Below are 24,976 nucleotides of genomic sequence, written 5' to 3'. Positions count from 1 at the left end.
CTCAATTTCCCGTATGCGTCGTGCCGGACGCGGACGGCGTCTGCGGCTCGCGTTCATCGGTACGCACGCGGAACGATACGGCGTACAGCGCGGGCAGATAGAACAGCGTGAGGATGGTGGCGCTCGTAATGCCGCCCATCAGCGCGGTCGCCATCGGGCCGAAGAAGTTCGAGCGCAGCAGCGGAATCAGCGCGAGCACGGCGGCGGCCGCGGTCAGCGTGATCGGCCGGAAGCGCCGCACGGTCGCGCCGACGATTGCATCGAAACGCTTATGTCCCGACGCAATGTCCTGTTCGATCTGATCGACCAGGATCACCGAGTTGCGCATGATGATGCCGAACATCGCGATCACGCCGAGCATCGCGACAAAGCCGAACGGCTGGCCGAACAGCAGCAGCGTGAGCACCACACCGATCAGCCCGAGTGGCGCGGTCAGCACGACCATCAACACGCGTGCGAAACTTTGCAGCTGGATCATCAGCAGCGTGAGCACGGCGATGATCATGATCGGCATCTGCGCGTTGATCGACGTTTGACCCTTGCCGCTTTCCTCGACCGCGCCGCCGATCTCGATCCGATAGCCGACCGGCAGGGTGGCGCGAATCGGGCCCAGCGCCTTGTCCACCGCATGCGTGACGTCGATGCCTTGCGCGCCGGGCGCGACGTCGGATTGCACGGTGAGGGTCGGCTGACGGTCGCGTTCCCAGATCACGCCGTATTCGAGGTCGTTGCGCAAATGGCCGAGCGTGCCGAGCGGCACGGGACCGTTCGGCGTGGGCATCGCTAGCGTGACGAGTTGCGCGGGATCGACGCGCTCCGCCTTCGGCGCGCGCAGATCGACGCTGATCAGTTTGTCGCGTTCGCGATACTGCGTGACGGTGTAGCCGGAGAGCGTCATCGCGAGGAAGCTCGAAATGTCGTCGGAGCTCACGCCGAGTTCGCGCGCTTTCTTCTGATCGACTTCGAAACGCACCGAGCGCTCGGCGGGTTCGTCCCAATCGAACTGGACGTTGCTGGTGCCGCGGTCCGAACGCATGGTCGCGGCGACGCGCTCGGCGATCGAGCGCACGGTGGCGATATCGTCGCCGCTCACGCGGAACTGCACCGGATAGCCGACGGGCGGCCCATTCTCGAGGCGCGACAGGCGCGTGCGAATCGCCGGAAAGTTGTTGCGCAATTCCGGTTCGAGCCATTGCGCGAGCTTTTCGCGATCCTTCACCGACTTCGCCGTGATCACGAACTGCGCGAAATTGGGTTGCGGCAATTGCTGATCGAGCGGCAGATAGAAACGCGGCGCGCCGGTGCCGACGAAGTCGACCGTATGATCGATTTCCGGGCGGCCGACCAGCGCTTTTTCCAGCCGCTGGGCCTCGCGCAACGTGGCTTCGAACGACGCGCCTTCGGGCAGGCGCACGTCCACCAGCAACTCGGGACGGTCCGAACTCGGGAAGAACTGCTGCGGCACCAGCGCGAAACCCGCCATGGCCAGCACGAACAGCACGACGGTGATCGCCAGCACGACGAAGCGCCGCTCGATGCACCAGCCGATCCAGCCGCGCAGGCGCCGATAGAAACGCGTGTCGTAGATGTCGTGCTCGTGATCGTCGGGCAGATGAGTTTCGTGCGCCTCGCGTTTGCGCTCGGGCAGCAGGTGATAGCCGAGCAGCGGAATCAGCACCACCGCGGCGAGCCACGAGGCGATCAGCGCGATCGCCGACACTTCGAAAATCGAGCGCGTGTATTCGCCGGTGCTCGACTTGGCCAACGCGATCGGCAGAAAACCGGCGACGGTGACGAGCGTGCCGGTCAGCATCGGGAACGCGGTGCTGGTGTACGCATAGGCCGCAGCGCGCGTGCGGTTCCAGCCTTGCTCCAGCTTTACCGACATCATCTCGACCGCGATGATCGCGTCGTCGACGAGCAGCCCCAGGGCGAGCACTAGCGTGCCAAGCGACACCTTGTGCAGGCCGATGTCGAACAGATACATGCACAAGGCGGTGACGGCAAGCACCACCGGGATCGAGATCACGACCACCATGCCGGTGCGCACGCCGAGCGACACCAGGCTCACCACCAGCACGATCGCCACCGCTTCGGCGACGGCTTCGAGAAAGTCGTCGACCGAATGCTCGACCGCGTTCGGCATGCTCGACACTTCGACCAGTTGCAGGCCGGCGGGCAGCGCCTTTCGCAACTGCACCATCTGCTGATCGAGCGCCTTGCCGAGACGGATCACGTCGCCGCCCGGCTGCATTGTCACGCCGATGCCGAGCACGGCCTTGCCGCCGGCGCGCATCTGCGTGGCGACCGGATCGTCGTAGCCGCGCTTGATCGTGGCGATATCGCCGAGACGGAACGAACGGTTGTTGATGCGAATCAGTGTGTCGGCGAGCGCGTTGACGTCCTTGAACTGGCCGGTGGGGCGCACGAACACGCGGTCGTCGGAGGTGGTCAGCGTGCCGGCTTGCGAGACGCTGTTCTGCGAATTGATGGCCTGGCCGAGTTGTTGCGGCGAGATGCCGAGGCGCGTGAGTTGCGTGTTGGCGATCTCGATGTAGATGTGCTGGTCCGGATCGCCGAAATAATCGACCTTGCCGACGCCCGGCACGCGCAGCAGCACCGTGCGCAACTGGTCCGCGTAGTCGTGCAGTTGTGCGGGAGAGAAGCCGTCCCCTTCGAGCGTGTAGATGTTGGTGTAGACGTCGCCGAATTCGTCGTTGAAGAACGGGCCTTGAATGCCTTGCGGCAGCGTCGCCGCGATGTCGCCGACTTTCTTGCGTACCTGATACCAGGTCTCGGGCACGTCCTTGACCGGCGCCGAGTCCTTCATCGAGAAGAACATCAGCGATTCACCGGGGCGCGAGTAGCTGCGCACGAAGTCGATGGCGGGCGTCTCCTGCAATTTGCGGCCGATGCGGTCCGTGACCTGTTCCTGCATCTGGCGCGCGGTGGCGCCCGGCCAGAAGGTGCGGATCACCATCACGCGGAACGTGAAGGGCGGATCTTCGGATTGTGCGAGCCGCGTATAGGCGAGGATGCCGAAGGCGGTCGCGAGCGCGATCAGGAAAACCACCAGCGCCTGGTGGCGCAGCGCCCATGCGGACAGGTTGAAGCGTCCTTCTTCATGCGGGGTGCTCATGAAGCGAAGTCCTCGGGATGCAGCGGCGCAATCGCGCGGACTTTTTCGCCGGCGGTCACCGTATGCACGCCTTGCAGCACGACGCGTTCGCCGTCCTTGAGGCCCTGACCGATCACCACGGTGCGCTCGTTGTAACGCGTGACCGTCACGCGGCGCAGTTCCAGCGCGTTATCCGCGGCGCGCACGATCCACACGGCGGGCTGCGTGCCATCATGGAACAACGCCGTGGCGGGCACGGTGAACGAGCCGTGCTGATCGGCCGAGACGTTAGCCGGCGCGGCGAGTTCGATATCCGCGGTCATGCCGAGGCGCACGTCTGACCCAGGATTGTCGAGCGTGAGTTTGGCGCGATAGGTGCGGCTTTGCGGGTCGGCGGCGGGCGACAGTTCGCGCACGCGTGCCGTGAATTTGCGCCCCGGCAGCGCGGCGAGCGTGACGTTGGCGGTTTGCCCGACCGAGAGCGCGGCGAGCGCGCTTTCCGGCACGTCGCACACTACGTCGATATCGCCACTCCACGCGAGGTTGTAGACGGCCTGGCCCGCGGAGACATTCTGGCCCGTGTCGGCCTGTTCGGCGGTAATCACGCCGGCGTGATCGGCGGCGAGCGTGGTGTATTGCAACTGGTCTTTCGACAACGCTGCCTGCTGCGCGGCTTGATCGCGCTGCGCGACAGCGGATGCGTACGCATTGGTGGTCTGTTCGAGTTGCGCGGGCGCGATCAGGTTTTCTTTGGCCTGCGCCTGATCGCGATCGAGTTGCTGCTTCGCATACACGAGAGCGTGTTGCGCGGCGGCGAATTGCGCCTGCGCGCTCGCGGCATTCTTCTGCGCGTCCGCCGGATCGAGGCGGGCGACAATCTGCCCGTTCTTCACGACATCGCCGAGACGCACGCGCCGCTCGACGACCTTGCCGCCGACGCGAAACGACAGCGGCGTCGAATAGCGCGCCTGCACTTCGCCAGGCAAGGATGCCGCCTGCGTGGCGCTGCCGTCCGCGTGCACGGCGACGGCTACCACCGGACGCGGCTCGGGCGCCGCGGCTTCCTTCTTCGAACACGCGGCCAGCGTGACGGCGCCGGCCAGAACCAGCACGAATGCGGCGCGCTGCAGGCGCGCGCGATGACGATGCCGATGGGACTGCGGACGCATCGCGGACGATGCGGGAAGACCGGGACGCTTCACAATTACCCCAACTGGAGACAGCGAACGAACAGGGCAAGCCGCAGCGGCCCGCCAGCGAAGACGCGCCGGCCGTTCATGCAATTGGCATACGCGACTGATTCAGGATGACGAGATGAATTCTAATACACACTTGTATCTGAATGTTGAGGTGAATTGGAATTCTTTTCAGTGCTAGACTTGCGGCCATGAAACGGCAACGACTGACACGCGAGCAGAGCAAGGACCAGACGCGCGAGCGTCTGCTCGACGCTGCGCAAGCAATTTTTATGAAGAAGGGGTTTGTCGCGGCGAGTGTCGAGGACATCGCCGGGGCGGCGGGCTATACGCGTGGCGCGTTCTATTCGAACTTCGGCAGCAAGAGCGAGTTGTTTCTCGAACTATTGCGGCGCGACCACGAGATCATGCAGGCAGGGCTGCAGGGCATCTTCGCGAGCGCGGCATCGCGTGAGGAAATGGAAGAGCGCGTGCTGCGCTACTACAGCAACCTGCATCGCGAGAACAAGTGTTTCCTGCTGTGGGCGGAGGCGAAGCTGCTCGCGGTGCGCGACGGCCGCTTCCGGATACGCTTTAACGCGTTCATGCACGACAAGCTCGAGCAGTTGGGCGCGTACATTCGCGAGTTTTCGGCGCGGGTCGGCACGCCGATGCTAATGGCGCCGGAGACGCTCGCGATCGGCTTGATGGGCTTGTGCGACGGCATGCAGTTCTTCTACACGGTCGACCCGCAGAACGTGCCGGCGGAGAGAGTTGAAGCGGTGCTGGCGGGATTTTTCGCGCGCGTGGTGTTCGGGCGCGATGCGTAAAAGCGTTGAAACGGGCGATCAGTTGGTCGGCAACTGTGCGCAGGCGTCGGCAACCGGCGTAGCGCATACGTACGAATACTGACCGCTGTAGCGCAGCACTTCTTTACCCACGTGCAGGACCACTTTGATGTCCGGGCAGCGCTCATAAGCGATGAATGCCGAGCAGGCCGCGGCGGACCAGCAGACCAGCGAGAACGCGATTTTTTCGAGAAGCTGAAAACGGTGTGTCATGGCGATTGATTGCGATTGATTTCGTTTCGGACGCTATGTTACCAGAGTGCTAGGGTTTATACCTAGTCCAAATCAGCAATGAAGCTCGCAATGAAGCGCGTCATCAACTCGTAAGCGTGACGCGAGCGCCTCGGAAACCTGTCCGGATTGTCATGTTCAGGTCAGGGTTGGGACATGATCGGGTCGATACAATCGGATCGTTGGGCAAATCCGCGCGCGCCTTGCCGCGCGGGTCGACACAGGCGCGAAGGGTGCGCCGGCCCGGCTTTACCGAGGCAGGAGTCGTCCCATGAACCAATTGCAGTCGATGCGCGTATTCGTCAAGGTGGCCGACCTCGGCAGTTTCGTCGGCGCGGCCGGCGCGCTGGATCTTTCCACCGCGGTCGTCACGCGCCATGTCGCCGATCTGGAAGCGCGCCTCGGCACGCGCCTGCTCAATCGCACCACGCGCCGGCTGTCGCTGACCGAGTCCGGCACGACGTATCTGGAGCGCGTGCGTCACATTCTCGACGACCTGGAAGGCGTGGAGCAGATGGTGGTGGCGCGCAATCACGAGCCGGTCGGCACCTTGCGCATCGTCGCGCCGGTGGTGTTCGGGCTGCACAGCCTCGCGCCAGTGGTCCAGTCTTATGCCGCGCGTTATCCGGATGTCGTGCCCGACGTCACACTCGCGGATCGTCATGTCGATCTGGTGGAAGAGGGCTTCGACGTCGGCATTTTCGTGGCGCGGCACATGCGCAGCGCGAGCATCGTCACGCGACGGCTCACTACCGGTTTCATGACGGTGTGTGCGACGCCCGCTTATCTGGCGCAGCACGGCACGCCGACCCGGCCGGAGCATCTGCTCTCGCACCCGTGTCTGAGCCGGCCGTCCGAGCAGGGCGGCGAGGAGCGTGTGTTCACCGGACCGGATGGCGAAGTCCGCGTGCGCCCGACGAATGCGATCGTCGCGAACAATACGGAGATGCTCAGGCAGTTCGCGCTGCTGGGCATGGGCGTGGCGATTCTGCCGAGCTATCTGATCGGCCGCGACCTGGCGTCCGGCCGGCTGGTGCCGCTGCTACGCGACTACCGTTTGCCGCAGATCGAAGTCACGATCGCCTATCCGAGCCGCCTGCATTTGCCGGCGAAGGTGCGCACGTTCATCGATCACCTCGTGGAGTATTTCCAACAGCCGGGCCAGCAGATGCTCGATCCGCGTGCTGTGACGCCGGCGCGTTCCGGGCTCGCGGCGGCGGAGGTTGCAGCGGACATGGACGACCTGTCGGTGCCGGAATTGACTGCGGACGCTGGGCGTCCCTTGCACAAGACTGCGCGCTCGCGGATCGCGGCGTCGTCGCCGTTTTGATGCCGGGTGCGAGGGGGTATCAAGGATTTAGGCGCGGCGTTAAGGCGTTCTCTCAAGCATGCGTGCCGGCGTGATGCGCTTCGCCTGAAGGCGCAGCCGCAAAGCCGCGCCAACAACCTAAATCCACACGTCGTTCGCCGCCGTCCGTTCGCTGGCTTCCTCGCCGGTATTCTTCACGCCGCGCGGCTCGATCAGCAGCAGCTTCACTTCGCGTTCGGCGTATGGCTTGTGCTCGATGCCCTTCGGCACCACGAACATTTCTCCCGCCGAAATCAGCACGAAACCATCGCGCATGTCGATGCGCAATTGCCCCTCGAGCACGATGAAGGTTTCATCGGTGTCGGCGTGCTCGTGCCAGATGAAATCCCCTTCGATTCGCACCAGCTTGAACTGATAGTCGTTCATTTCGGCGACCACGCGTGCTTGCCACTGGTCGTTGAAGAGCCGCAGTTTTTCCGCGAAGTTGATGGCCTGATAGGGCCGTTGACTGACCTGAGCGTTGGACATCGCAGTGCTCCTCCTGAGCGGTTGTGTCAGGTAGGAGCGTACGGCGCAAACCGGAGCCGGGTCTTGAACGTTTGTGCGCGCTTGTCCGGCGCGGCACGCTCAGGCGCGCCTTCGCCTAAGCGCGCCGGGCGCCGACGAGCCGAGCATCTTCAGCCACTGCGCCGGCGCGACGCCCCAAGCGTGCTTGAAGTGCCGCGTCATGTGGCTCTGATCGGCAAAGCCGCTCGCCGCTGAGGCGTCGGCGAGCGACGCGCCCTTGAGCACAAGTTGCCGCACGAAATCGAGACGCCGCATGGTCAGATAGCGATGCGGACTGGTGCCGAACAGTGCGCGAAAATCCCGCGACAGACTCCAGCGGTCGCGGCCCGCCGCGGCCGCGAGTTCGTCGAGCGTGACGGCGCGATCGAGCGACGCCAGCAGGTAGTCGCGCGCAAGCGTTGCCGCCCGGTAATCCACCGGACGGGGTGTGTCCGGCGCGCCTGCCACCGTGTCGAGTGCGACGGCCAGATCGTAGAGCGCGCTGTCCTGTTCGAGCGGATCGATCGCGCTGTCCATCGCGCGTAGCAGGCTTTCCGTGGCGGCGAACAGGCGCGGATCGTTCGACAGGCCGCCTTCCAGGAATGGCAACGGCTTGCCGCCGAGCGCCTGCTGGAACAGCGCCGGATCGACATAGATCATGCGGTAGTGGAAACCGTCACCGGTGCCGGCCTGGCCGTCGTGCGGTTCGTCGGGATGCAGCACCATGGTGCCGCCCGGCAAGCTGTTGCGGGTGCTGCCGCGATAGCGAAAGCTCTGCACACCGGCCAGCGTGCGGCCGATCGCATAGGTATCGTGGCGGTGCATCGCGTAGCCGGCCTGATGAAAGAACGCCTCGATCCGTTCGATGCCGCCCGCGCCGGCCGTCTGCGGCGAGCGATAGATCCAGTCGGAACCGCGCTTGGTCTGGCCAGACGAAAGCGTAAGCGAAGGGGAAGACGACTGGGAACGCGGCGGCGACGACGCCGGTTCCTCGCTCACGCGCCGAGCCCCGGACCGTAATTGCCGCTGATAAAGCGCGTCACGGAGGCCACGTCGGGGTAATCCTGTTCCGGCAAGCCGTCGAGCATCGACAGCACTTCGTTGCTCGCGCCGGCTTCGCGCGCGACGTCGACCAGCGCGTCCTTGTAGGTCGGAAATTGGACTTCGCTCAGAACGTCGGTGATCTGCAGGTCAATCGATTCGCCGGGAATAGCCGATGCGGTCATGCAAACGCTCCTGTTGATACGGTTGGACGTGATGAGGACGTGAGTGTTGCCGCTGAACGAAATGCCAGAGCCCGTGCTGTTTGCCGCATACCGCTTTTAAAAGTGCACAGCCGCGCTTGCCATCGTCGCCGTTTCAGGCTGCGAAGTCTCACGCACACAACTGGCGCGCACGTCCGCACATACTGGCGTCAGGTCTGCAAATGCTCGTTCTGTCCGGTGAAGCTTCGATCGAGATGCCGAGATTTGGGCAGCGCGATATGTTGCCATTGTTGCGGACGATTATTGTCAGTGGCGGCAACGTCCGGCGCCGCAGGGGCGACGGGTGCTGCGTTGGCGCGTTCGGCAAGACTATTGGCGTTCGTGCTGTCCGGCGCGGTATGAACCGGCGCGGCAAAGCACGAGGCTGACAGCGTCACCATGGTCAACAGTGTCGAGGTTTTCATCGCCCGACCTCCTAAGCTCATGCGGCGCTGACAGTTGAGCAAGCGCTGTGCCGTCCCCGCGTCGAAAGGACGGCGCATGCTCCACGCGGTGTGGCCGAGGTGTTGCAACGGCGGCTACCGCGCATCCTCCATCTTAGGCGCGCAAATTCTGCAGAGCGCGCACGTTTGCGGCAAAACGGTATTGTAGATTTCAGATAATGGCAGAAACGCGGCAACAACGCAGTAGCGCCGTCGCGAACGGTCGTGCGATGCGGATGTTGCAGTGCGGCAGGCGCCGCAGGCGCGGCCTCTAGCGCAGCACGTCGAAGCGCGTCCATGGCCACGAAGGCCGGTCGCGCATATAGCCGTTCAGCCAGTTCCACTGCGGATGCCGCTTCATGAACGCCTGCGCGTCGAACGGCCGCCCGCAAGGGTGGCCCCAGCGCGCGCTGAACGCCATCTCGCGCGCCATGTCGCTGTCGACCACTTTGCCGTCATTGGCGCCCCATGGATTGAACGGCCCTTGATCGGTGCCGCCGAAACGCGCGTCGTCCAGTTCCAGATGCCCGCAGATGGTGCGCGAGCATGGGTTGTCGTTGCGGTCGAGATAGACGTCGTGATGATCGGCGATCATCTCCTTGGCCAGTTCCACATCGATCTTGCCGCGATGCATTTCCTCGAGTTGCATGAAGCGCAGGCGCCGTGCGCCGTTCTTGCGCACGTCCGTATAGTCCTCACCTTCGCCGAGGCATTCCTGGTTGCGGATCTTCAGATCGGTCGCGGTGTTGTAGCCGCTGTAGAACCCGTCCTTGGTGCTCTCGAACCCGGAGAAGTGCAGGCCCAGTTCGTAGCGCGCGATCTCGCCGGTCTTGGTGTCGCCGAGCAGCCAGCTGTTCGCATAGCCGCCGTTATTGGCGATCGCGAACATTTCGCACCATTCGCCGATGCTGTTCGCGTACTGCGACGCGCGCCGCGAGCGGTAGAACTCGGGCGCGCCCGCCGCGTTGTAGCCGGCGAAGTTGGAGATGGTGGTTTCCGTCACCATCAGCCCGGCAGCGGTGACCCAGAAATCCGTGAGGCTGGAAATGCAGCCGGGCAAGCCTTGCATGAGGATGCGGTTGCCCTGGTCGGGCACGATGTCGAAGATGACGTTGAACGCGTCGCCGGCGGCGTAGCGGTCCCACGAGTTGTGCGCCATCACGATGCGGCCGTCGCGGGTCGCGCGGCCGGTGGCGATGAATGCGCTGCAGTGGTGCCCGCGCCGTCCGCGCCACGGCTTCACGCCGAGGTTCGGCTGCTTCTGCGACGCGTGGGTCGGCCACCAGCTTTGCAGCAGATCCATGTAGCCGTTCCACGCCAGCACTTCGGCGAACGGCAGCTTCGCGCCGTCGGCGATGCCCTGGATTTCGTCGGCGAATTCGGTGTCGAGTTTGTTGGCGAACTGGGAGACGGCGGCGTTCACGAAAGTCTCGAAGTCTTCGCCGGTGTCCCACTTGGCGAGGTAGCGGGCGGTGTGGATCGCGTTGCGGATTTCGCTGGCGAGCAACTGGCCGTGCTGCTCGCCGCGATCGTACGGCTCGCCTTCGATATGCAGGAAAATCCAGCCCGCCTGGTCGCGGCGCACGGCATCGAGGGACGGTTCGCTCATCTTCGCTCCGATCGAAGGACGGGCGTCCCGGTGCGCCCGTTCTGGCGTAACGCGCGCTGCCGGCGTTCGCCGCAGCGGTCTGTCCATTGTAGAGAATTTGCGGCGCTTTGCACGGGCCCCAAAGGGACCGCGGGCGCGGCCCGTAAGCGGATTGGGCGCGGCGCCTAGCGCGTCGGATTCATGCGGAAATACGCGTCGAGCAGCGAGGTTTTGTAGACCACGCCGGCGAGTGTGGGATGCGCGGCGCTTTCGATTACCGGCAGGCGCTCGCCCTGAAACGCGAGGAAATGCTGCAACGCCACGCCTAGCGGCATGTCCGGCGTGAGCACGTCGAAATGCGGTTGCAGATAGTTTGCCGCGGTCTTCGCGGACGTGTCGGTGCCGTCGAGCAGATCGGAGGTGATGTCTTTGAGCGCGACCACGCCGAGAAACGCGCCGGAGTCGTTCGCCACGTAGAGGTACTTCACCGGATATTCGAGGAACACGCGTGTCATGTCCTGCACGGACGCATTGGGCAACACGACGGTTTCGGCGGGGCGGATCAGCTCGCGCATCTGCGTGGCGCGCAGGCGCGAGCGTTCCTGTTCCTCGTGATTGCGGCGCAGCGTGATTTCGTACATGGAGGTCTTGCCGATCGCGCGCGATACGAAATAGGCGACCACGCAGGAGAGCATCAGCGGCAGCACGACCTGATAGCTGAGCGTCATCTCGAAGATCATCAGGATCGCCATCAGCGGCGCCTGGGTGGCGCCCGCCAGAAACGCGCCCATGCCGACCATCGCGTACGCGAACGGCGCCGACGTCCCGTGCGGCCACAGCGCGTGCATGCCCTGGCCGAACAGCGAGCCGACCACCGCGCCGACGAACAGCGTTGGCGTAAACACCCCGCCGACCGCGCCGGAACCCGCCGTGGCCGCCGTGGCGACGAGCTTGAACACCAGCACGAGGACGAGCGCGGTCCACGTCCACGGCGAATGCAAAATCGAGTTGACGACGCTATAACCGTTGCCCCACACCTCGGGTGTCCAGACCGACAGAATGCCGACCACCAGGCCGCCGAGCGCGAGCCTCAACGGCAGCGGCACCGGCAGCTTGCGAAAGCTCTGCTTCGACACGTCGAGCAGCCGCAGAAACTGCGGAGCAGCCGCGCCGCACAGCACGCCGAGCGCGACGAACAGCAGCACTTCGAGGCCGGTCACCGGTGGGAACACCGGCATTTCGTACGGCGGCTTGTAGCCGGCGAATTCACGCATCGTGATGTTGGCGACCACCGCCGAGACCACCACGGGTCCGAAGCTCTCCATCGCGATCGAGCCGAGCACGATCTCGGTGACGAAAAACGCGCCCGCGATCGGCGCGCTGTACGCGGAGGTGATCCCGGCCGCCGCGCCGCAGGCTACCAGCAGACGCAGCCGCGTCGGATCGAAATGCACCCAGCGTCCGATCAACGAACCGGCGAGTGCCGCCAGTTGCACCATCGGACCTTCACGGCCGATCGAGCCGCCGCTCGAAATCGTGAACAGCGACGACACGCTGCGCCACAAGCTCAGCTTGACCGGCACCACGCCGTCGCCGATCGCGACCGCTTCCATGTAATCGACGTGATTGGATTTGTCCTCGTAACGCCGCGCGATCAGCAGAAAGAAGCCGGCGATCAGGCCGCCCGCCGCGGGCAGCCAGATGCGCACGGTCCACGGCAAGCCGCGCGCCATTTCGACGAAACTGCCGGACTTGCCGACGATCGCGAATTGCAGCAGCGCGATGCCCTCGCGAAAGGCGATCGTCGCGAAGGCGCCCGCGACGCCGACCACGACCGACCAGATCAGCATCGTGTGGGCGTCGGAGAGACGGAACAGATCTTGGGCGCGGGTGCGCAGCTTTAGCAGGAATGAAAGCACGTCGACGGTACGGGTCGTGAAAGTGGGTTGAATAGCGCGCACGGCAACAGCATCGCGCCCGCTTTGGACGGCGGGCGCAAGACGTTGAGCGAGCGAGGGAAGAAGGCGCGCCTCAAGTCGCCGCCTTGTCGAGTTCCGGGTAGTGCCGGAAGATGCAGGCCTCGTTGTGTTCGATGCGCCGGTCAGACTGCAGATACGCGGCGATGTTCGGCCGCTCGATCACCGCATCGTGCAACGCGGCGAGCCGCGGGTAGTGTTCGCCGAATCGCTTGAGCGCGCGGGGAAACGCGTACAGCAAGCCGTCGATCAACTGGAACATCGACAGGTCGACGTAAGTGAGCGCGTCGCCCACCATGAACTGATCGCCGGCCGGATTCTGTTTGAGCACGCGCTCGAAGTACGACATGAACTTCGGAATGCGGTTGTCGATGAAGTCGTGCGCGCGCACTTTGGCGGCGTCTTTCTGGTCTTCGTAGTAAAGCGCGCTGGCGAGCGGGTGATGCGTGTCGTGCGCCTCGGTGACCATGTCGGCGATGGTCAGTTGCAGTCCGTTAGCCACATAGCGCAGGCTCTCCACCGTGGGTGCGAGGTTCAGCCGCGGGCCGAGATAGAACAGGATGTTGGCGGTCTGCGCGATCATCAGGTCGCCGTCTTTCAGAAACGGCGGCGCGAACGGCGGATACGGCTCGTCCTTGCTCTTCATCACCGACATCATCGCGTTCGTGCCGAAACCCGCCGACCGTTCGCCGCGCGCTACTTCCACGTAGTCGGCGCCGGCCTCTTCCAGCGCGAGCCGCACGAATTCGCCGCGGCCTTGCAGGCCGTCCCAATAGTAAAGTTCCAGGCTCATCGATCGATCCTCATTCCGGTTGCATTGACACAGACGCGAAGACGGGGCGCAGAAGCGAGTTGCCTAAGCACGCTGCATGAGCTGACGACGCCAGCAACCAGTATGCCGCGCGAGCGCGCCGGATGGGTCTCCAGAATGCGCAAAACCCCGCACGCGGCGGGGTGGGGGTGAAGGCGAGGGCGGCTTAGCCGAACAGGTGCTGGACAGTCCATGTAATACCCAGTCCGCCGGCAATCAGCCACACATACAGGATGAAGCCGGTGGTCAGTGCGCGGGGACCGGCCTGACGGATCTGCGCAATGCGCGTTTCGATGCCGAGCGCGGTCATGGCCATGGTCAGCGCGAAGGTGTCCAGCGTGTTGAGCGTGCTGGTCGCGGCTTCCGGCAGCACATGCAGCGAGTTGATCACGACGAAGGCGAGAAAGCCGAGCGCGAACCAGGGAATCGCCAGCTTGCGCGGCGCGTTGCCGTGGGCGCCGTCTTGCGCGCCGGCCGCAGCCGAATCGCGACGCGCCGAGCGGTTCACCCACATGCCGACCACCAGCAGCACCGGCACCAGCAACATCACGCGGGTCATCTTGACGATGGTGGCGATGTGCGTCGCTTCCGGGCTCACGTTGCTGGCCGCACCGACCACCTGCGCCACTTCATGGATCGTGCCGCCGAAAAAGAGGCCCGCGCCGACTGTGTCCAGATGCAGCCAGCCTGCCTTGAACAGGACCGGATAAAGGAACATCGAGAGCGTGCCGAACAGCACCACGCTGCCCACGGCCATCGCGCTTTTATGTGGCTTCGATTGAAGCGTCGATTCGAAGGCGAGCACGGCGGCGGCGCCGCAGATCGCGCTGCCCGCGGCGGTCAGCAGGGCCGTGTCGCGGTCGAGCTTCATGATTTTCATGCCGGCCCACGTGCCGATCACGAGCGTGCTGACCACGATCAGGACGGATTCCGCGAGGCCGGGCACGCCGACCTGAGCGATTTCCTGCAGGCTCACACGCAGCCCGAAGAAGGCCACGGCGATACGCAGCAACTTGCGCGCCGAAAAATTGACGCCGGCCGCCCAGCTGGCGGGCATGCCGTCGCGCAGCGCGTTGCCGTAAATGGCGCCGGCCACGATGCCGACGATCAGCGGGCTCAAGCCCAATCCGGCAATGGCGGGAATCGCGGCGATGCGCGTGACGGCAGCGGCAAACAGTGCGACGAACAGAATGCCGTTGAGCTGCCCACGGGTGGAAAACCCGGCAGGCGTCGTACTGGCAGCGGTGAGATGAACGGTGGACATGGAGCAGCCCTTTTCTGTGACTGACGAAGATTCGATGGGGCTAATCCTAAATTAGATATATCGATATGAAAAATCATGATTTAGAATGTAAGGTATCGCTTCAGCCGATACTTTGACCTCCATGACCCCCGATCAACTTATAACGTTTGCTGCCGTCGCCGAGCATCGCAATATCAGCCGGGCGGCTGTGGCGCTGCATTTGTCGCAGCCCGCCGTGTCCGGCCAGTTGCGGCAGTTGCAGGACGAATTTGGCGAGCCGCTATATCAGCGCGACGGCCGCGGCGTGCGTCTCACGCCCGCGGGCGAGCAACTCGCCAGCTACGCCACGCGGCTGCGCGACACCTGGCGGCAGGCGCATGCGTACCGCGACGCCTTGCGCGGCCTCGAACAGGGCACCTTGCGGATCGGCGCGAGCACCACGCCCGCGAGTTACCTGCTGCCGTATCTGATCGCCGACTTCCATCGCCGCTATCCAGACGTGACGCTGCATACGGCGGACGGCAACACCACGGAGATCGTCGGCGCGCTCGATTCGGTGGATATCGCGATGATCGAGGGGCCGGTCGGCGTGGATCTGCCGCCGGATACCGCGGTGCATGCGTGGCGCGAAGACGAGATCGTCGCGATCATGCCGCGCTCGCATCCATTGGCGCAACTGGCCGAAGGCGATTCGGCGGGGCTGGCGGCCTTCGGCGAATATCCGCTGGTGTTGCGCGAGGCGGGCTCGGGCGTGCGGCAGATCGTCGAGCGCGCGTTTGCGCGGGCGGGCGTGCCCATGCGCGTGGCGCTGGAGATCGCCGGCGTCGAAGGCGTGAAAGAAGCGGTGCGGGCGGGCATGGGCATCGGCTTCGTCTCCGCCATGTCGATGCGGCACGAAGACCGGGCGCTGTGCCTGCTGTCGCTCAGTCCGGAACCGCTCACGCGGCGCCTGTCGATTCTGGTGCCGCATGCGAGCGCGCCGTCGCGGGTCGTGGAGCAGTTTCTCGCGCTGTGTCTGGCGGATGGAATTTGATGCGCGTATGCCAACTCACGCCTGGGGATTTCCACTATGGTGCACGACGGCGGCCTCGGCGCACTATTCGGGCATCGGAAGCGCCTCGGCGCTTTTTTTCGAAGTGTGTTTGGAACCGGTTCCAAATGCCGATCATGAGACAGATGTGAGTAAATTCGACATGGCTGACGCAGTGGACGTGGTGATTGTCGCAAGCGCATTCGGGATGAACGCGGTCCGCACGGACGGTCATCTGAAGTGGGCGCGAGCGAGCAAACAGGCCGGCGCGGCGGCCTTCGAAGTGCGCCGTGAACTGTTCGCCGACGAAACCGACGCCGCGCCGCACAACCTGCGCGCGCTCGGCAAGCAGATCGCGGAACTGGGCTTGTGGTCCGTGTACTCCACGCCGGCTTCGCTGTACACGGCGCAGGGCACGCTCGACACCGAAGCGTTGCGCCTCTCGGTCGAAGAAGCGCTCGCCCTCGGCGCGCGCTTCGTGAAGTTGCAGCTCGGCGGTTTCACCACCGACGCCAATGCCGCCGTGATCGCCGATCACATGCGCTGCGCGGAACTGCGCCTCGTCGTCGAAAACGGGCAGTTGGCCGAGGGCGGTTCGCTCGCGCAGTTCATCGGCCTGTTTGACGCGTTGGAGCGTGAGGGCCACGCCGACCTGCTCGGCATGACCTTCGACATCGGCAACTGGGCCTGGCGCGAGGTTGTGCCGCTCGACGCCGCCGCGCAACTGGCGGCGCATGTGGAATACATCCATTGCAAGACGACGGTGGGCGAGGGCGCACGACGCTTTCCCGCCGCCCCGGCCGCCGACGACGCCCAGTTCGCCGCGGTGCTCGACAAGCTGCCGCGCCACGTGCCGCGCGGCATCGAGTTTCCGTTCGATGTAAGCCGTGTCGACGCGGACGCGGCGCATTATGTCGCATGGCTGGCCGCCGCGTGAGCGGTATGTGGAATCTGAGAGAGAGCGGCGACACCGAAAACAGCACGCGGCGACAAGCACGCGGCAAACGGGTGCAGCAACGGAAAGCTTGAACGGTGCGCGCAAAACGGCAGGCGCAAACAGCACGCAGCAAACCTCGCGCTGCAAACGGTAAGCAGCAAGCACCCACACAAAACGCGCAAAACACGCAGCAAAAAGGATCACGCAGGAGCGAAGCATGAGCAAGACAAACGCAGCACTCGATGTCATCACCTACGGCGAAGCGATGGCCATGTTCGTGGCCGCCGAAACCGGCCCGCTCGCGGGTGTCGGGCAGTTCACGAAGCGCGTCGCCGGCGCCGATCTGAACGTGGCGATCGGTTTGTCGCGCCTCGGCTTCAAAGTGGGCTGGATGAGCCGCGTCGGCAACGATTCGTTCGGCCAGTACGTGCGCGACACGTTGACGAAAGAGGGCATCGACCAGGGCTGCGTCACGACCGACGAGCGCTATCCAACCGGCTTCCAGCTCAAGTCGAAAAACGACGACGGCAGCGACCCGGCGATCGAGTATTTCCGCAAGGGTTCGGCGGCGAGCCATCTGTCGGTGGCGGACTATGCGGCGGACTACGTACTGCCGGCGCGTCATCTGCACCTGACCGGCGTCGCGCCCGCCATTTCGGCGAGCTCGCGCGAACTCGCGTTCCATCTGGCGCGCGAAATGCGTGCCGCCGGTAAGACGATTTCCTTCGACCCGAACCTGCGTCCGACGCTGTGGCCGTCGCGCGCCGCAATGGTCGAAGGCCTGAACGCGCTCGCCGCGCTGGCCGACTGGGTGCTGCCCGGCATCGGCGAGGGCGAGATTCTGACCGGCTATACGCAGCCGGAGGACGTCGCCGGGTTCTATCTGGACCTCGGCGCGCGCGGCGTGATCATTAAGCTCGGCGCGCAGGGCGCGTACTTTCGCACCGCCGACGATGCCGCCGTGATCGCCGGTCAGCCGGTCGCAAAAGTCGTGGACACGGTCGGCGCCGGCGATGGTTTCGCTGTCGGCGTAGTCAGCGCGTTGCTGGAAGGCAAGTCGTTGCCGCAAGCGGTGGCGCGCGGCAACCGCATCGGCGCGCTGGCGATTCAGGTGATCGGCGATTCGGAAGGGCTGCCGAGCCGCGCCGAACTCGACGCACTGGAAGCGGCCGACGCGGCCGCGGCCTGACAACCCGGGGCGACCGCAAAGCGCCGCGTTCAATCAAGCCGCCTCGATAACAGCAAGAGCGCTCGAACAGAGCGCCCATAAACGTCCATCATTGTTTCGGGAAGCCGTCCAAGGAGACATCCCATGACCTCATCGCTTGCGATTCGCCGTTGGTGGACGATCATGCCGATCGTGTTCATCACCTACAGCCTCGCTTATCTGGATCGCGCGAACTTCGGTTTCGCGTCGGCCGCCGGCATCAACCAGGATCTCGGCATCAGCAAGGGACTGTCGTCGCTGATCGGCGCGCTGTTCTTCCTCGGTTATTTCTTCTTCCAGATTCCCGGCGCAATCTACGCGGAACGCCGCAGCGTCAAGAAGCTCGTGTTCTGGAGCCTGGTGCTGTGGGGCGGTTGCGCGTCGCTCACCGGCATGGTCAGCAATATTCCGTCGCTGATGGTGATCCGCTTCGTACTCGGCGTGGTCGAAGCGGCGGTGATGCCGGCCATGCTGATTTTCATCAGCAACTGGTTTACCAAAAGCGAGCGCTCGCGCGCCAACACTTTCCTGATTCTCGGCAATCCGGTGACGGTGCTGTGGATGTCGGTGGTGTCGGGCTATCTGGTGCATTCGTTCGGCTGGCGTCACATGTTTATCGCCGAAGGCGCGCCCGCGATTCTCTGGGCCGTGTGCTGGTGGTTCATCGTGCAGGACAAGCCGCAACAGGTGTCGTGGCTCACGCAGCAGCAAAAGGACGACCTCGCCGAAACGCTGCGCGCCGAGCAGGCCGCGATCAAGCCGGTGCGCAACTATAGCGACGCGTTTCGCACGCCCGCGGTGATCAAGCTGTGCGCGCAATATTTCTGCTGGAGCATTGGCGTGTATGGCTTCGTGCTGTGGCTGCCGTCGATCCTGAAGAACGGTTCGACGCTCGGCATGGTCGAAACCGGCTGGCTCTCGGCGCTGCCTTATCTTGCCGCGACCATCGCGATGCTTGCAGCTTCGTGGGCATCGGATAAACTCAACCGCCGCAAAGTATTCGTGTGGCCGTTCCTGCTGATCGGCGCGGTCGCGTTCGCGGCTTCGTACGCGCTCGGCTCAACGCATTTCTGGCTCTCGTACGCATTGCTGGTGATCGCCGGCGGCGCGATGTACGCGCCGTACGGCCCGTTCTTCGCGATCGTGCCGGAACTGCTGCCGAAGAACGTCGCGGGCGGCGCGATGGCGCTGATCAACAGCATGGGCGCGCTCGGTTCGTTCGTCGGCTCGTATGTGGTCGGCTATCTGAACGGCGCGACCGGTTCGCCCGCGGCATCGTATGCATTCATGAGCGTGGCGCTGCTCGCCGCCGTGATTCTGACGCTGATCGTCAAACCGCAGCAGCAGGAAACCAACAACGCGGCCACCGCTCGTCACACCGTTGCAAGGAAAATAAGCTGATGAAGAAGATCGTCGCCTGGAAGTCGTTGCCCGAAGATGTGCTCGCGTATCTGCAACAGCATGCGGAAGTCGTGCAGGTCGATGCAGCGCAGCACGACACGTTTGTGGCCGCGCTGAAAGACGCGGACGGCGGCATCGGTTCGAGCGTGACGATCACGTCCGCGATGCTCGAAGGCGCGACGCGGCTCAAGGCGTTATCGACCATCTCGGTCGGCTTCGACCAGTTCGACGTGGCCGATCTCACGCGTCGCGGCATCGTGCTCGCGCACACGCCGGACGTGTTGACCGAGTCCACCGCGGACACGGTGTTCTCGCTGATTCTCGCGTCGGCGCGGCGGGTGGTCGAACTCGCCGAGTGGGTGAAGGCGGGGCACTGGCAGCACAGCATCGGCCCGGCTCTGTTCGGCGTCGACGTGCAGGGCAAGACGCTCGGCATCGTCGGGCTCGGGCGGATCGGCGGCGCGGTGGCGCGGCGCGCGGCGCTCGGCTTCAACATGAAGGTGCTGTACACCAACCGCAGCGCGAACCCGCAGGCCGAAGAGGCGTACGGTGCGCGGCGCGTCGAGTTGGCGGAGTTGCTCGCCACTTCTGATTTTGTCTGCCTGCAAGTGCCCTTGACGCCAGAGACGAAGCATCTGATCGGCGCGGCCGAGTTGAAGTCGATGAAGAAGAGCGCGATCCTGATCAACGCCTCGCGCGGCGCGACCGTCGATGAAAAGGCGCTGATCGAGGCGCTGCAAAACGGCACGATCCACGGCGCCGGTCTCGATGTGTTTGAGACCGAACCGCTGCCGGCCGACTCGCCGCTGCTGAAGCTGGCGAATGTGGTCGCGCTGCCGCATATCGGTTCGGCGACCCACGAAACCCGTCACGCGATGGCGCGCAATGCGGCGGAAAACCTGGTCGCCGCGCTTGACGGCACGCTCACAACTAACATCGTCAACCGCGACGTTCTTTCAAAATGAGCCGATTCCGATCGATGAGGAGCCGATGAGCGCGATGCCTCAGGCCACGCCGCGCCGCGCGACGATCACCGACGTCGCGCGCGAAGCCGGCACTGGCAAGACCAGCATCTCGCGCTATCTGAACGGCGAGATGAGCGTGCTGTCGCCGGAACTGCGCGCGCGCATCGAGGCCGCGATCGCGCGGCTCGACTATCAGCCAAACCAGATGGCGCGTGGCCTCAAGCGTGGCCGCAACCGCCTGATCGGCATGCTGCTCGCCGACCTGACGAATCCCTACACGGTCGAAGTGCTGCAAGGCGTGGAAGCGGCATGCCACGCGCTCGGGTTGATGCCGCTGATCTGTCATGCGGCGAACGAAGTCGAGATGGAGCGGCGTTATCTGCAACTGCTCACCACTTACCGGGTGGAAGGTGTGATCGTCAACGCGCTCGGTGTGCGCGAGGAAACGCTTCGGCCGGTGGGCGGCGGCGGGATTCCGGCGGTGCTGGTAGACCGTTCGGTGGATGGACTCGTCACGGACATGGTCGGACTCGACAATCGGGCGGCGGCGGAGCTCGGCACGCGGCATCTGCTGGACAATGGTTTTGACGATATCTGGTTCGTGGTTCAGCCTTTCGAGCAGGTCAGCTCGCGGCAACTGCGCGAAGCGGCGTTTCGCGAGGCGATGCGTGCTCAAGGCGAGCAACGCGGCAAGAGCGCCGCGCGTGGTCACACGCTGGTGCTGAATCTCGCGGATGCCGCTGACGTCGAGCGCAGCCTCGCCGAACTGGACCGCGCGATCGACGCAGCCGCCCACGCGCACAACGCCGCCGGCGCCACGGGCAACGCCGCGCGCATCGCCCTGTTTGCAGCGAACGCGCCCGTCGCGTTGTGTCTCGCCTTGCATCTGAAAGCGCGCTACGGCGCAGACTGGCAAGCCCGCGTCGCGCTGCTTTCCATCGACGACCCCGAGTGGGCCGAATTGACCGGCGTCACCACGATTCGCCAGCCGACCTACGAGATCGGCTATCGCGCGGTCGAGTTCCTGCACGAACGCATCGAAGGCGTTCAGACCACTGCCCGCGACTGTCTTCTGCCGGGCGAATTGATCGTCCGCGCCTCCACTTTGCGCTGAATTCGCGCCGATCTGCGATCATTCGGGCTGCGGCGCGCAGCGGGTGCGCGCCGGACATCGCAAGGAAACTCATGGTTGTTGCACCGCTTACCCTCTCGAGCCTCGCCCTCGCGACGCTGCTCGTCGCCGCTTTACCCTTCCTGATCTACCGCCGTCTGCGCCGACCGCTCGCGCTCAAGCCGCGTGACGCCATCACCGGCATCGCCGTGTTCGCGCTGTTCGCCATGGTGATCGAGCGCGCGTTGAACGACTACTTGCTGCATCGGAATGAAGCGACCGCGAACTTCCTGTCGAATCCGCTCGCCTTCGTGGTGTACGGCGCGCTGGCTGCGGGTATTTGCGAGGAAGTGGGGCGGTTCATCGGCATGCGGCTGCTGCTCAAGCGGGCGGCGGCGAAGTCGGGCTCGACGTCGCTCGCGGCGGGAACGAACGACGGCACCGCGCTGACTTATGGCCTCGGCCACGGCGGCGCCGAAGCGTGGCTAGTCGGCGTGCTGGTGCAGATTCAATGGATCCTGTTCGCGGTCTTCGAAAACCGCGGCGAACTGGACGGCTACCTCAGCAATCTGCCGACCGATTCGGTGATGCGCATCCATCTGATTCTTGCCAGCCTGACGCCGCAGACCGCCGGCATTTTCGCGCTCGAACGCGTGGCCGCGCTGGTGTTCCAGATCGGCTTGTCGGTGTTGATGTGGCGCGGCTTGCGGTCCGGTTGGCGCGGCATCCTGCCGCTCGCGATCGTGTTGCATGCGCTGGTGGATGTGCCCGCCGCGTTGTTCCAGGCGCAACTCGTGCCGCTCGCGGCGGTGGACGCCGTGTATGCCGTGGGAGCGGTGATCGTCACGGGGTTGCTGTTCCGGGCGTACAGGCGTCCCGTGGTGGTCGCTTGATGCGCGCATCGTGCACGCTCGCCGACTGCGTGACGACCACGCGATAGTCGCATGACGGCGACTCGATGGCGCGCATGAAATGCGCTCCGTCTTGAACCGTCAACCGTTCTCTACAATCGGCCTCTTTTCAAGGCCACCCTTTCGGCACACTTCAATGGAAGAAGCTTACCAATACGACTGCGCCAATCCCGAGTTCGAGGAACTGGCGCGCGTCATCAGCGATCTGTTCCCCGAGCAGACGCAGTTCATCCAACGCGCCGCGGAAGACGGCACGCCGACGCTGGCGATTCTCTGGGTGGCGATGCGTTTCGGCTCGACTGCGCGCCGTATCGTAATGACCGTGGTGATCGCGCCGGCCGCGTTGGCGCGTTATCGCGCGTTGCCGGCACGGCTGCGAGGCCGCAGTTTCGCGGTGCTGCGCGCGTATGTCGAAGCGAGCATCGGCTCGCTCGAAGAACAGTATGCGAACGGCGAAGCGGTGCCGCGCGATGTCACCGTGGATCTCGGTGACGAGTTCGCTTAAAGCACATGCGGAAACGGCTCAATCGGCGAGCCGGTAGACCTTCGCGAAGCGGGCGGCCTGCACCACGCCGTAGTCGCCCGGCGCGTATTGCATGACCCAGTCGCCGGCGACGCCGCGCAGCACGTCGCCGCCGTTTGCCGAGCGCGCGAGCGTGAACGCTTCATGCATCTGTTTAGCCAGAACGACGGCGGGGCGGTTGCGGTATGCGCCGGCTTCGCCGTGCGAGACGGCTGCGTCGGCGGGCACGTATTTGGCGTCGAAGCGTTCGCGCGAGACGACCCAGCGGTCGCCCGTCGAGCCGGTGATCAGCGCGTCGCCGCGGACGTAGCGGTTCGGGCCTTCGAGGCTCATCAGTTCGCCTTCGGCGGCGGCGAATTCCACGCTGACCGTTTCGTCTTTGACGACGCGGCAGGCGGTGGCGTCTTGACTCAGGTCGAGATTTTTCAGTTCGGTCATGAAGCGAGCAGGTGTGGAGAGTTTGACGGCGGCGCCGGACTTCAAGTCTTCGGGCCGCGTACGACTCGCATCATGCCAGATGCATCTGGCGACCGGTTTCTTTTGCGATGGATGGCGGCGCGGATCGTCTGTCTGTCGCGCGGAATCGCCAGGGCGGGAAGAGCCCGGCCGGCGTGTGGACTGCAGGAAAGTTCGACGTGCGGCAAGCGTGAGGGCGAACCCTGCCGCACACGGCAAAAGATATCCGCCGCGCGCAGCGTGGAGAACCCACACTGCGCACCAGCGGGTTTTTACACTTACGGCTTCACCGTGGCGTCGCTTGCCGGGGCAGACGCTGCCTTGCCGCCTTTACCCTTGCCTTTGCCATGATGACCATGGCCTTCCACGCCGCCCGGCTGATGGAAGGTCACGTCAGCCAGCTTCTTCTGTTCCGGCGAGAAGCTGTTGTACAGCGGATCGAACGCATCGACGAGCTTCTTCATGCCGTCCGCGTGCGCTTGCGCGATCGTCGCGTATTGCTTCATGTCGTCGAGCGCCGACACGTTGGTGGCGGCCCGGCGTTGCTGGAACAGTTGGCCCATCGTTTGGCCGTTGCCGCGCATCACGTCGGCGAATGCGTTCCACTGCGATTCCTGCGCCGAGGTGATCTTCAGTTGCGAATGCAGGTAGGCGATGCGGTCTTCGACGTTGCGCTCATGGCCGGCCTTGCCGGCGGGTGCGGAAGCGGCGCTCACCGGTGCCGACGCCGGCGCGGAAGTTTGTGCGAACGCGCCGCTCATGGCGACTGCGGTGGCCAGCATTACCAGTGCTTTTTTCATCGAAACTCCTGATGTCTATTCGAATTGGGACAAGGCTCGCGTGCGAGCGGCCCGTCGTGCGGTGGTCATGCGCGGGTCATGACGATGCGCGGCGGCCGGCTGCCCACTTTGCCGTCGCCGCTATTAATATCACGATATCCCTACAATGCGGCTCTTGTGCGACAAACGCTTACAACCGAAACGAACAGGAAATAGCGGGTGGATAAATTCGTCAGCATGGAAATTTTCGTCGCCGTGGTCGAGGCGGGCAGCCTGACGGCGGCCGCTGAGCGCTTCGACATTTCGTCGGCGATGGTGGGCAAGCATATCCGTTCGCTCGAAACGCGGCTCGCCACGCGGCTGTTGACGCGCACCACACGTCGGCAAAGTCTGACAGAGATCGGCCGGCAGTATTACGAGCAATGCCGGCGCATCCTGGCCGACGTGAAAGAAGCCGAGTCGCTCGCCGAGGCGATGGCCGCCGCGCCGCGCGGCGTGCTCAAGGTGACGGTGCCGCTCACGTACGGCGTCGAAGTCTTCGCCCCAGCGATGACCGAGTACCTCACCGCCTGGCCGGACATCACGCTCGAACTCGATCTGTCGAACCGTGTGATCGACCTGGTGGAAGAGGGCTTCGACGCGTCGGTGCGCATTGGCCGGTTGCCGGATTCGAGTTTCGTCGCGCGGCCGTTGAAGCCTTACCGGATGCGCGCGTGCGCGTCGCCGGCGTATCTGGCGCGCGCCGGCACGCCGCGCACGCCGGAGGATCTGATGCATCACGAATGCCTGGGGTTTCTGCATTGGGGCCGCGAAGGTTTGTGGCGACTCGGCGGCGACAACGCGGATGAATGCCAGTTGCGTGCCGGACGGTTTCGCGCGAACAACGGCCAGGCGCTCAAGGTGGCCGCGTTGCACGGCTTCGGGTTGGTGTTGCAGCCGGAGGCGCTGCTGGCGAGAGAAATTGCCAGCGGCGAACTGGTGTCGGTGCTGGAAGATTATTTGCCCGATGGCGCGCCAGTGCATCTGGTGTATCCGCGTGATCGCCGCGCCACGCCCAAGCTCACCAGCTTTATCGATTTCGTGGTCGAACGGTTCGGTGTATGAGCCTGACGGCGGATGCGATG

The 24,976-nt window shown here is 64.5% G+C and carries 24 protein-coding genes; 11 read left to right on the top strand and 13 right to left on the bottom strand.

Features of this window, described 5'->3' with window-relative positions; genetic code table 11:
- Position 1: 1 nt before the first annotated feature.
- Positions 2-3,139, bottom strand: coding sequence for an efflux RND transporter permease subunit (locus tag HF916_RS40160; RefSeq protein WP_168794257.1), 3,138 nt, complete (start codon positions 3,137-3,139; stop codon positions 2-4).
- A complete protein-coding gene (locus HF916_RS40155; RefSeq protein ID WP_168794256.1) occupies positions 3,136-4,287 on the bottom strand; it encodes an efflux RND transporter periplasmic adaptor subunit in 1,152 nt (383 codons plus the stop codon). Before HF916_RS40155 ends, HF916_RS40160 begins: the two co-directional genes overlap by 4 nt.
- 218 nt (positions 4,288-4,505) lie before the next feature.
- On the opposite strand from HF916_RS40155, the gene HF916_RS40150 reads away from it, so the two are divergent.
- The gene (locus tag HF916_RS40150) at positions 4,506-5,123 is read left to right on the top strand and encodes a TetR/AcrR family transcriptional regulator (protein ID WP_168794255.1); all 618 of its coding nucleotides are present in this window, start codon (positions 4,506-4,508) and stop codon (positions 5,121-5,123) included.
- Between the two features lie 18 nt (positions 5,124-5,141).
- Here HF916_RS40150 and HF916_RS40145 read toward each other — a convergent pair whose 3' ends face one another.
- Positions 5,142-5,354, bottom strand: coding sequence for a hypothetical protein (locus HF916_RS40145; protein ID WP_168794254.1), 213 nt, complete (start codon positions 5,352-5,354; stop codon positions 5,142-5,144).
- A 289-nt stretch (positions 5,355-5,643) separates the two neighbouring features.
- Between HF916_RS40145 and HF916_RS40140 the strand changes: the two genes are divergently transcribed.
- Positions 5,644-6,702 (top strand): LysR family transcriptional regulator, encoded by a 1,059-nt coding sequence (locus tag HF916_RS40140; RefSeq protein WP_168794253.1) that lies wholly within the window; start codon positions 5,644-5,646, stop codon positions 6,700-6,702.
- A gap of 117 nt (positions 6,703-6,819) precedes the next feature.
- Here HF916_RS40140 and HF916_RS40135 read toward each other — a convergent pair whose 3' ends face one another.
- The 8 genes from HF916_RS40135 to HF916_RS40100 form a co-directional block, all read right to left on the bottom strand.
- A complete protein-coding gene (locus tag HF916_RS40135; RefSeq protein ID WP_168794252.1) occupies positions 6,820-7,209 on the bottom strand; it encodes a cupin domain-containing protein in 390 nt (129 codons plus the stop codon).
- Positions 7,210-7,308: 99 nt separating this feature from the next.
- The gene (locus tag HF916_RS40130) at positions 7,309-8,226 is read right to left on the bottom strand and encodes an AraC family transcriptional regulator (protein WP_206001967.1); all 918 of its coding nucleotides are present in this window, start codon (positions 8,224-8,226) and stop codon (positions 7,309-7,311) included.
- Complete coding sequence (locus HF916_RS40125) at positions 8,223-8,453, bottom strand: DUF2795 domain-containing protein (RefSeq protein ID WP_168794251.1); 231 nt, start codon at positions 8,451-8,453, stop codon at positions 8,223-8,225. The genes HF916_RS40130 and HF916_RS40125 overlap by 4 nt, the downstream gene beginning before the upstream one ends.
- A gap of 188 nt (positions 8,454-8,641) precedes the next feature.
- Positions 8,642-8,896, bottom strand: a complete 255-nt coding sequence (locus HF916_RS40120; RefSeq protein WP_106284270.1) for a hypothetical protein — start codon at positions 8,894-8,896, stop codon at positions 8,642-8,644.
- Positions 8,897-9,185: 289 nt separating this feature from the next.
- Entirely contained in the window at positions 9,186-10,523 is a 1,338-nt protein-coding gene (locus HF916_RS40115) for a C45 family autoproteolytic acyltransferase/hydolase (protein WP_168794250.1), read from the bottom strand.
- A gap of 164 nt (positions 10,524-10,687) precedes the next feature.
- The gene (locus tag HF916_RS40110; protein WP_168795816.1) at positions 10,688-12,421 is read right to left on the bottom strand and encodes a ClcB-like voltage-gated chloride channel protein; all 1,734 of its coding nucleotides are present in this window, start codon (positions 12,419-12,421) and stop codon (positions 10,688-10,690) included.
- Between the two features lie 112 nt (positions 12,422-12,533).
- Complete coding sequence (locus HF916_RS40105; RefSeq protein ID WP_168794249.1) at positions 12,534-13,271, bottom strand: glutathione S-transferase family protein; 738 nt, start codon at positions 13,269-13,271, stop codon at positions 12,534-12,536.
- Positions 13,272-13,455: 184 nt separating this feature from the next.
- Positions 13,456-14,553 (bottom strand): YeiH family protein, encoded by a 1,098-nt coding sequence (locus tag HF916_RS40100; RefSeq protein ID WP_168794248.1) that lies wholly within the window; start codon positions 14,551-14,553, stop codon positions 13,456-13,458.
- A 121-nt stretch (positions 14,554-14,674) separates the two neighbouring features.
- Between HF916_RS40100 and HF916_RS40095 the strand changes: the two genes are divergently transcribed.
- From HF916_RS40095 to HF916_RS40060, 8 genes are all read left to right on the top strand, one after another.
- Positions 14,675-15,565, top strand: coding sequence for a LysR family transcriptional regulator (locus HF916_RS40095; protein ID WP_168794247.1), 891 nt, complete (start codon positions 14,675-14,677; stop codon positions 15,563-15,565).
- A gap of 160 nt (positions 15,566-15,725) precedes the next feature.
- Positions 15,726-16,499: a sugar phosphate isomerase/epimerase family protein gene (locus HF916_RS40090; RefSeq protein WP_168795815.1), complete on the top strand. Its 774-nt coding sequence runs from the start codon at positions 15,726-15,728 to the stop codon at positions 16,497-16,499.
- Positions 16,500-16,716: 217 nt separating this feature from the next.
- Entirely contained in the window at positions 16,717-17,688 is a 972-nt protein-coding gene (locus tag HF916_RS40085) for a sugar kinase (protein WP_168794246.1), read from the top strand.
- 123 nt (positions 17,689-17,811) lie between these two features.
- A complete protein-coding gene (locus HF916_RS40080) occupies positions 17,812-19,107 on the top strand; it encodes an MFS transporter (protein WP_168794245.1) in 1,296 nt (431 codons plus the stop codon).
- Positions 19,107-20,072 carry a 2-hydroxyacid dehydrogenase gene (locus tag HF916_RS40075; protein WP_168794244.1) on the top strand — a complete coding sequence of 322 codons (966 nt, stop codon included), beginning with the start codon at positions 19,107-19,109 and terminating at the stop codon, positions 20,070-20,072. Before HF916_RS40080 ends, HF916_RS40075 begins: the two co-directional genes overlap by 1 nt.
- A gap of 25 nt (positions 20,073-20,097) precedes the next feature.
- The gene (locus tag HF916_RS40070; protein ID WP_168794243.1) at positions 20,098-21,186 is read left to right on the top strand and encodes a LacI family DNA-binding transcriptional regulator; all 1,089 of its coding nucleotides are present in this window, start codon (positions 20,098-20,100) and stop codon (positions 21,184-21,186) included.
- Between the two features lie 71 nt (positions 21,187-21,257).
- Positions 21,258-22,076 (top strand): YhfC family intramembrane metalloprotease, encoded by an 819-nt coding sequence (locus HF916_RS40065; protein WP_168794242.1) that lies wholly within the window; start codon positions 21,258-21,260, stop codon positions 22,074-22,076.
- 154 nt (positions 22,077-22,230) lie between these two features.
- Positions 22,231-22,599, top strand: coding sequence for a DUF3022 domain-containing protein (locus HF916_RS40060; RefSeq protein ID WP_168794241.1), 369 nt, complete (start codon positions 22,231-22,233; stop codon positions 22,597-22,599).
- 18 nt (positions 22,600-22,617) lie between these two features.
- Here the strand turns inward: HF916_RS40060 and HF916_RS40055 are convergent, their stop codons facing one another.
- Complete coding sequence (locus HF916_RS40055; RefSeq protein ID WP_168794240.1) at positions 22,618-23,055, bottom strand: PGDYG domain-containing protein; 438 nt, start codon at positions 23,053-23,055, stop codon at positions 22,618-22,620.
- A gap of 296 nt (positions 23,056-23,351) precedes the next feature.
- Positions 23,352-23,873: a Spy/CpxP family protein refolding chaperone gene (locus HF916_RS40050; RefSeq protein WP_168794239.1), complete on the bottom strand. Its 522-nt coding sequence runs from the start codon at positions 23,871-23,873 to the stop codon at positions 23,352-23,354.
- Between the two features lie 198 nt (positions 23,874-24,071).
- Between HF916_RS40050 and HF916_RS40045 the strand changes: the two genes are divergently transcribed.
- Positions 24,072-24,956 (top strand): LysR family transcriptional regulator, encoded by an 885-nt coding sequence (locus HF916_RS40045; RefSeq protein ID WP_168794238.1) that lies wholly within the window; start codon positions 24,072-24,074, stop codon positions 24,954-24,956.
- Positions 24,957-24,976 lie beyond the last annotated feature (20 nt).

Origin of the sequence: Paraburkholderia aromaticivorans (assembly GCF_012689525.1) — a bacterium.
Taxonomy (GTDB): domain Bacteria; phylum Pseudomonadota; class Gammaproteobacteria; order Burkholderiales; family Burkholderiaceae; genus Paraburkholderia; species Paraburkholderia aromaticivorans_A.
This window is presented reverse-complemented; position numbering and strand designations above follow the sequence as displayed.

Excerpts from the sequence above, each read along its gene's own strand:
- HF916_RS40065 (WP_168794242.1), top strand. The coding sequence starts at position 21,258 with ATGGTTGTTGCACCGCTTACCCTCTCGAGCCTCGCCCTCGCGACGCTG.
- HF916_RS40145 (WP_168794254.1), bottom strand. The coding sequence starts at position 5,354 with ATGACACACCGTTTTCAGCTTCTCGAAAAAATCGCGTTCTCGCTGGTC.
- HF916_RS40125 (WP_168794251.1), bottom strand. The coding sequence starts at position 8,453 with ATGACCGCATCGGCTATTCCCGGCGAATCGATTGACCTGCAGATCACC.
- HF916_RS40080 (WP_168794245.1), top strand. The coding sequence starts at position 17,812 with ATGACCTCATCGCTTGCGATTCGCCGTTGGTGGACGATCATGCCGATC.
- HF916_RS40120 (WP_106284270.1), bottom strand. The coding sequence starts at position 8,896 with ATGAAAACCTCGACACTGTTGACCATGGTGACGCTGTCAGCCTCGTGC.
- HF916_RS40085 (WP_168794246.1), top strand. The coding sequence starts at position 16,717 with ATGAGCAAGACAAACGCAGCACTCGATGTCATCACCTACGGCGAAGCG.
- HF916_RS40090 (WP_168795815.1), top strand. The coding sequence starts at position 15,726 with ATGGCTGACGCAGTGGACGTGGTGATTGTCGCAAGCGCATTCGGGATG.
- HF916_RS40050 (WP_168794239.1), bottom strand. The coding sequence starts at position 23,873 with ATGAAAAAAGCACTGGTAATGCTGGCCACCGCAGTCGCCATGAGCGGC.
- HF916_RS40140 (WP_168794253.1), top strand. The coding sequence starts at position 5,644 with ATGAACCAATTGCAGTCGATGCGCGTATTCGTCAAGGTGGCCGACCTC.
- HF916_RS40115 (WP_168794250.1), bottom strand. The coding sequence starts at position 10,523 with ATGAGCGAACCGTCCCTCGATGCCGTGCGCCGCGACCAGGCGGGCTGG.
- HF916_RS40100 (WP_168794248.1), bottom strand. The coding sequence starts at position 14,553 with ATGTCCACCGTTCATCTCACCGCTGCCAGTACGACGCCTGCCGGGTTT.
- HF916_RS40160 (WP_168794257.1), bottom strand. The coding sequence starts at position 3,139 with ATGAGCACCCCGCATGAAGAAGGACGCTTCAACCTGTCCGCATGGGCG.
- HF916_RS40155 (WP_168794256.1), bottom strand. The coding sequence starts at position 4,287 with ATGCGTCCGCAGTCCCATCGGCATCGTCATCGCGCGCGCCTGCAGCGC.
- HF916_RS40105 (WP_168794249.1), bottom strand. The coding sequence starts at position 13,271 with ATGAGCCTGGAACTTTACTATTGGGACGGCCTGCAAGGCCGCGGCGAA.
- HF916_RS40055 (WP_168794240.1), bottom strand. The coding sequence starts at position 23,055 with ATGACCGAACTGAAAAATCTCGACCTGAGTCAAGACGCCACCGCCTGC.
- HF916_RS40135 (WP_168794252.1), bottom strand. The coding sequence starts at position 7,209 with ATGTCCAACGCTCAGGTCAGTCAACGGCCCTATCAGGCCATCAACTTC.
- HF916_RS40060 (WP_168794241.1), top strand. The coding sequence starts at position 22,231 with ATGGAAGAAGCTTACCAATACGACTGCGCCAATCCCGAGTTCGAGGAA.
- HF916_RS40095 (WP_168794247.1), top strand. The coding sequence starts at position 14,675 with ATGACCCCCGATCAACTTATAACGTTTGCTGCCGTCGCCGAGCATCGC.
- HF916_RS40070 (WP_168794243.1), top strand. The coding sequence starts at position 20,098 with ATGAGCGCGATGCCTCAGGCCACGCCGCGCCGCGCGACGATCACCGAC.
- HF916_RS40075 (WP_168794244.1), top strand. The coding sequence starts at position 19,107 with ATGAAGAAGATCGTCGCCTGGAAGTCGTTGCCCGAAGATGTGCTCGCG.
- HF916_RS40150 (WP_168794255.1), top strand. The coding sequence starts at position 4,506 with ATGAAACGGCAACGACTGACACGCGAGCAGAGCAAGGACCAGACGCGC.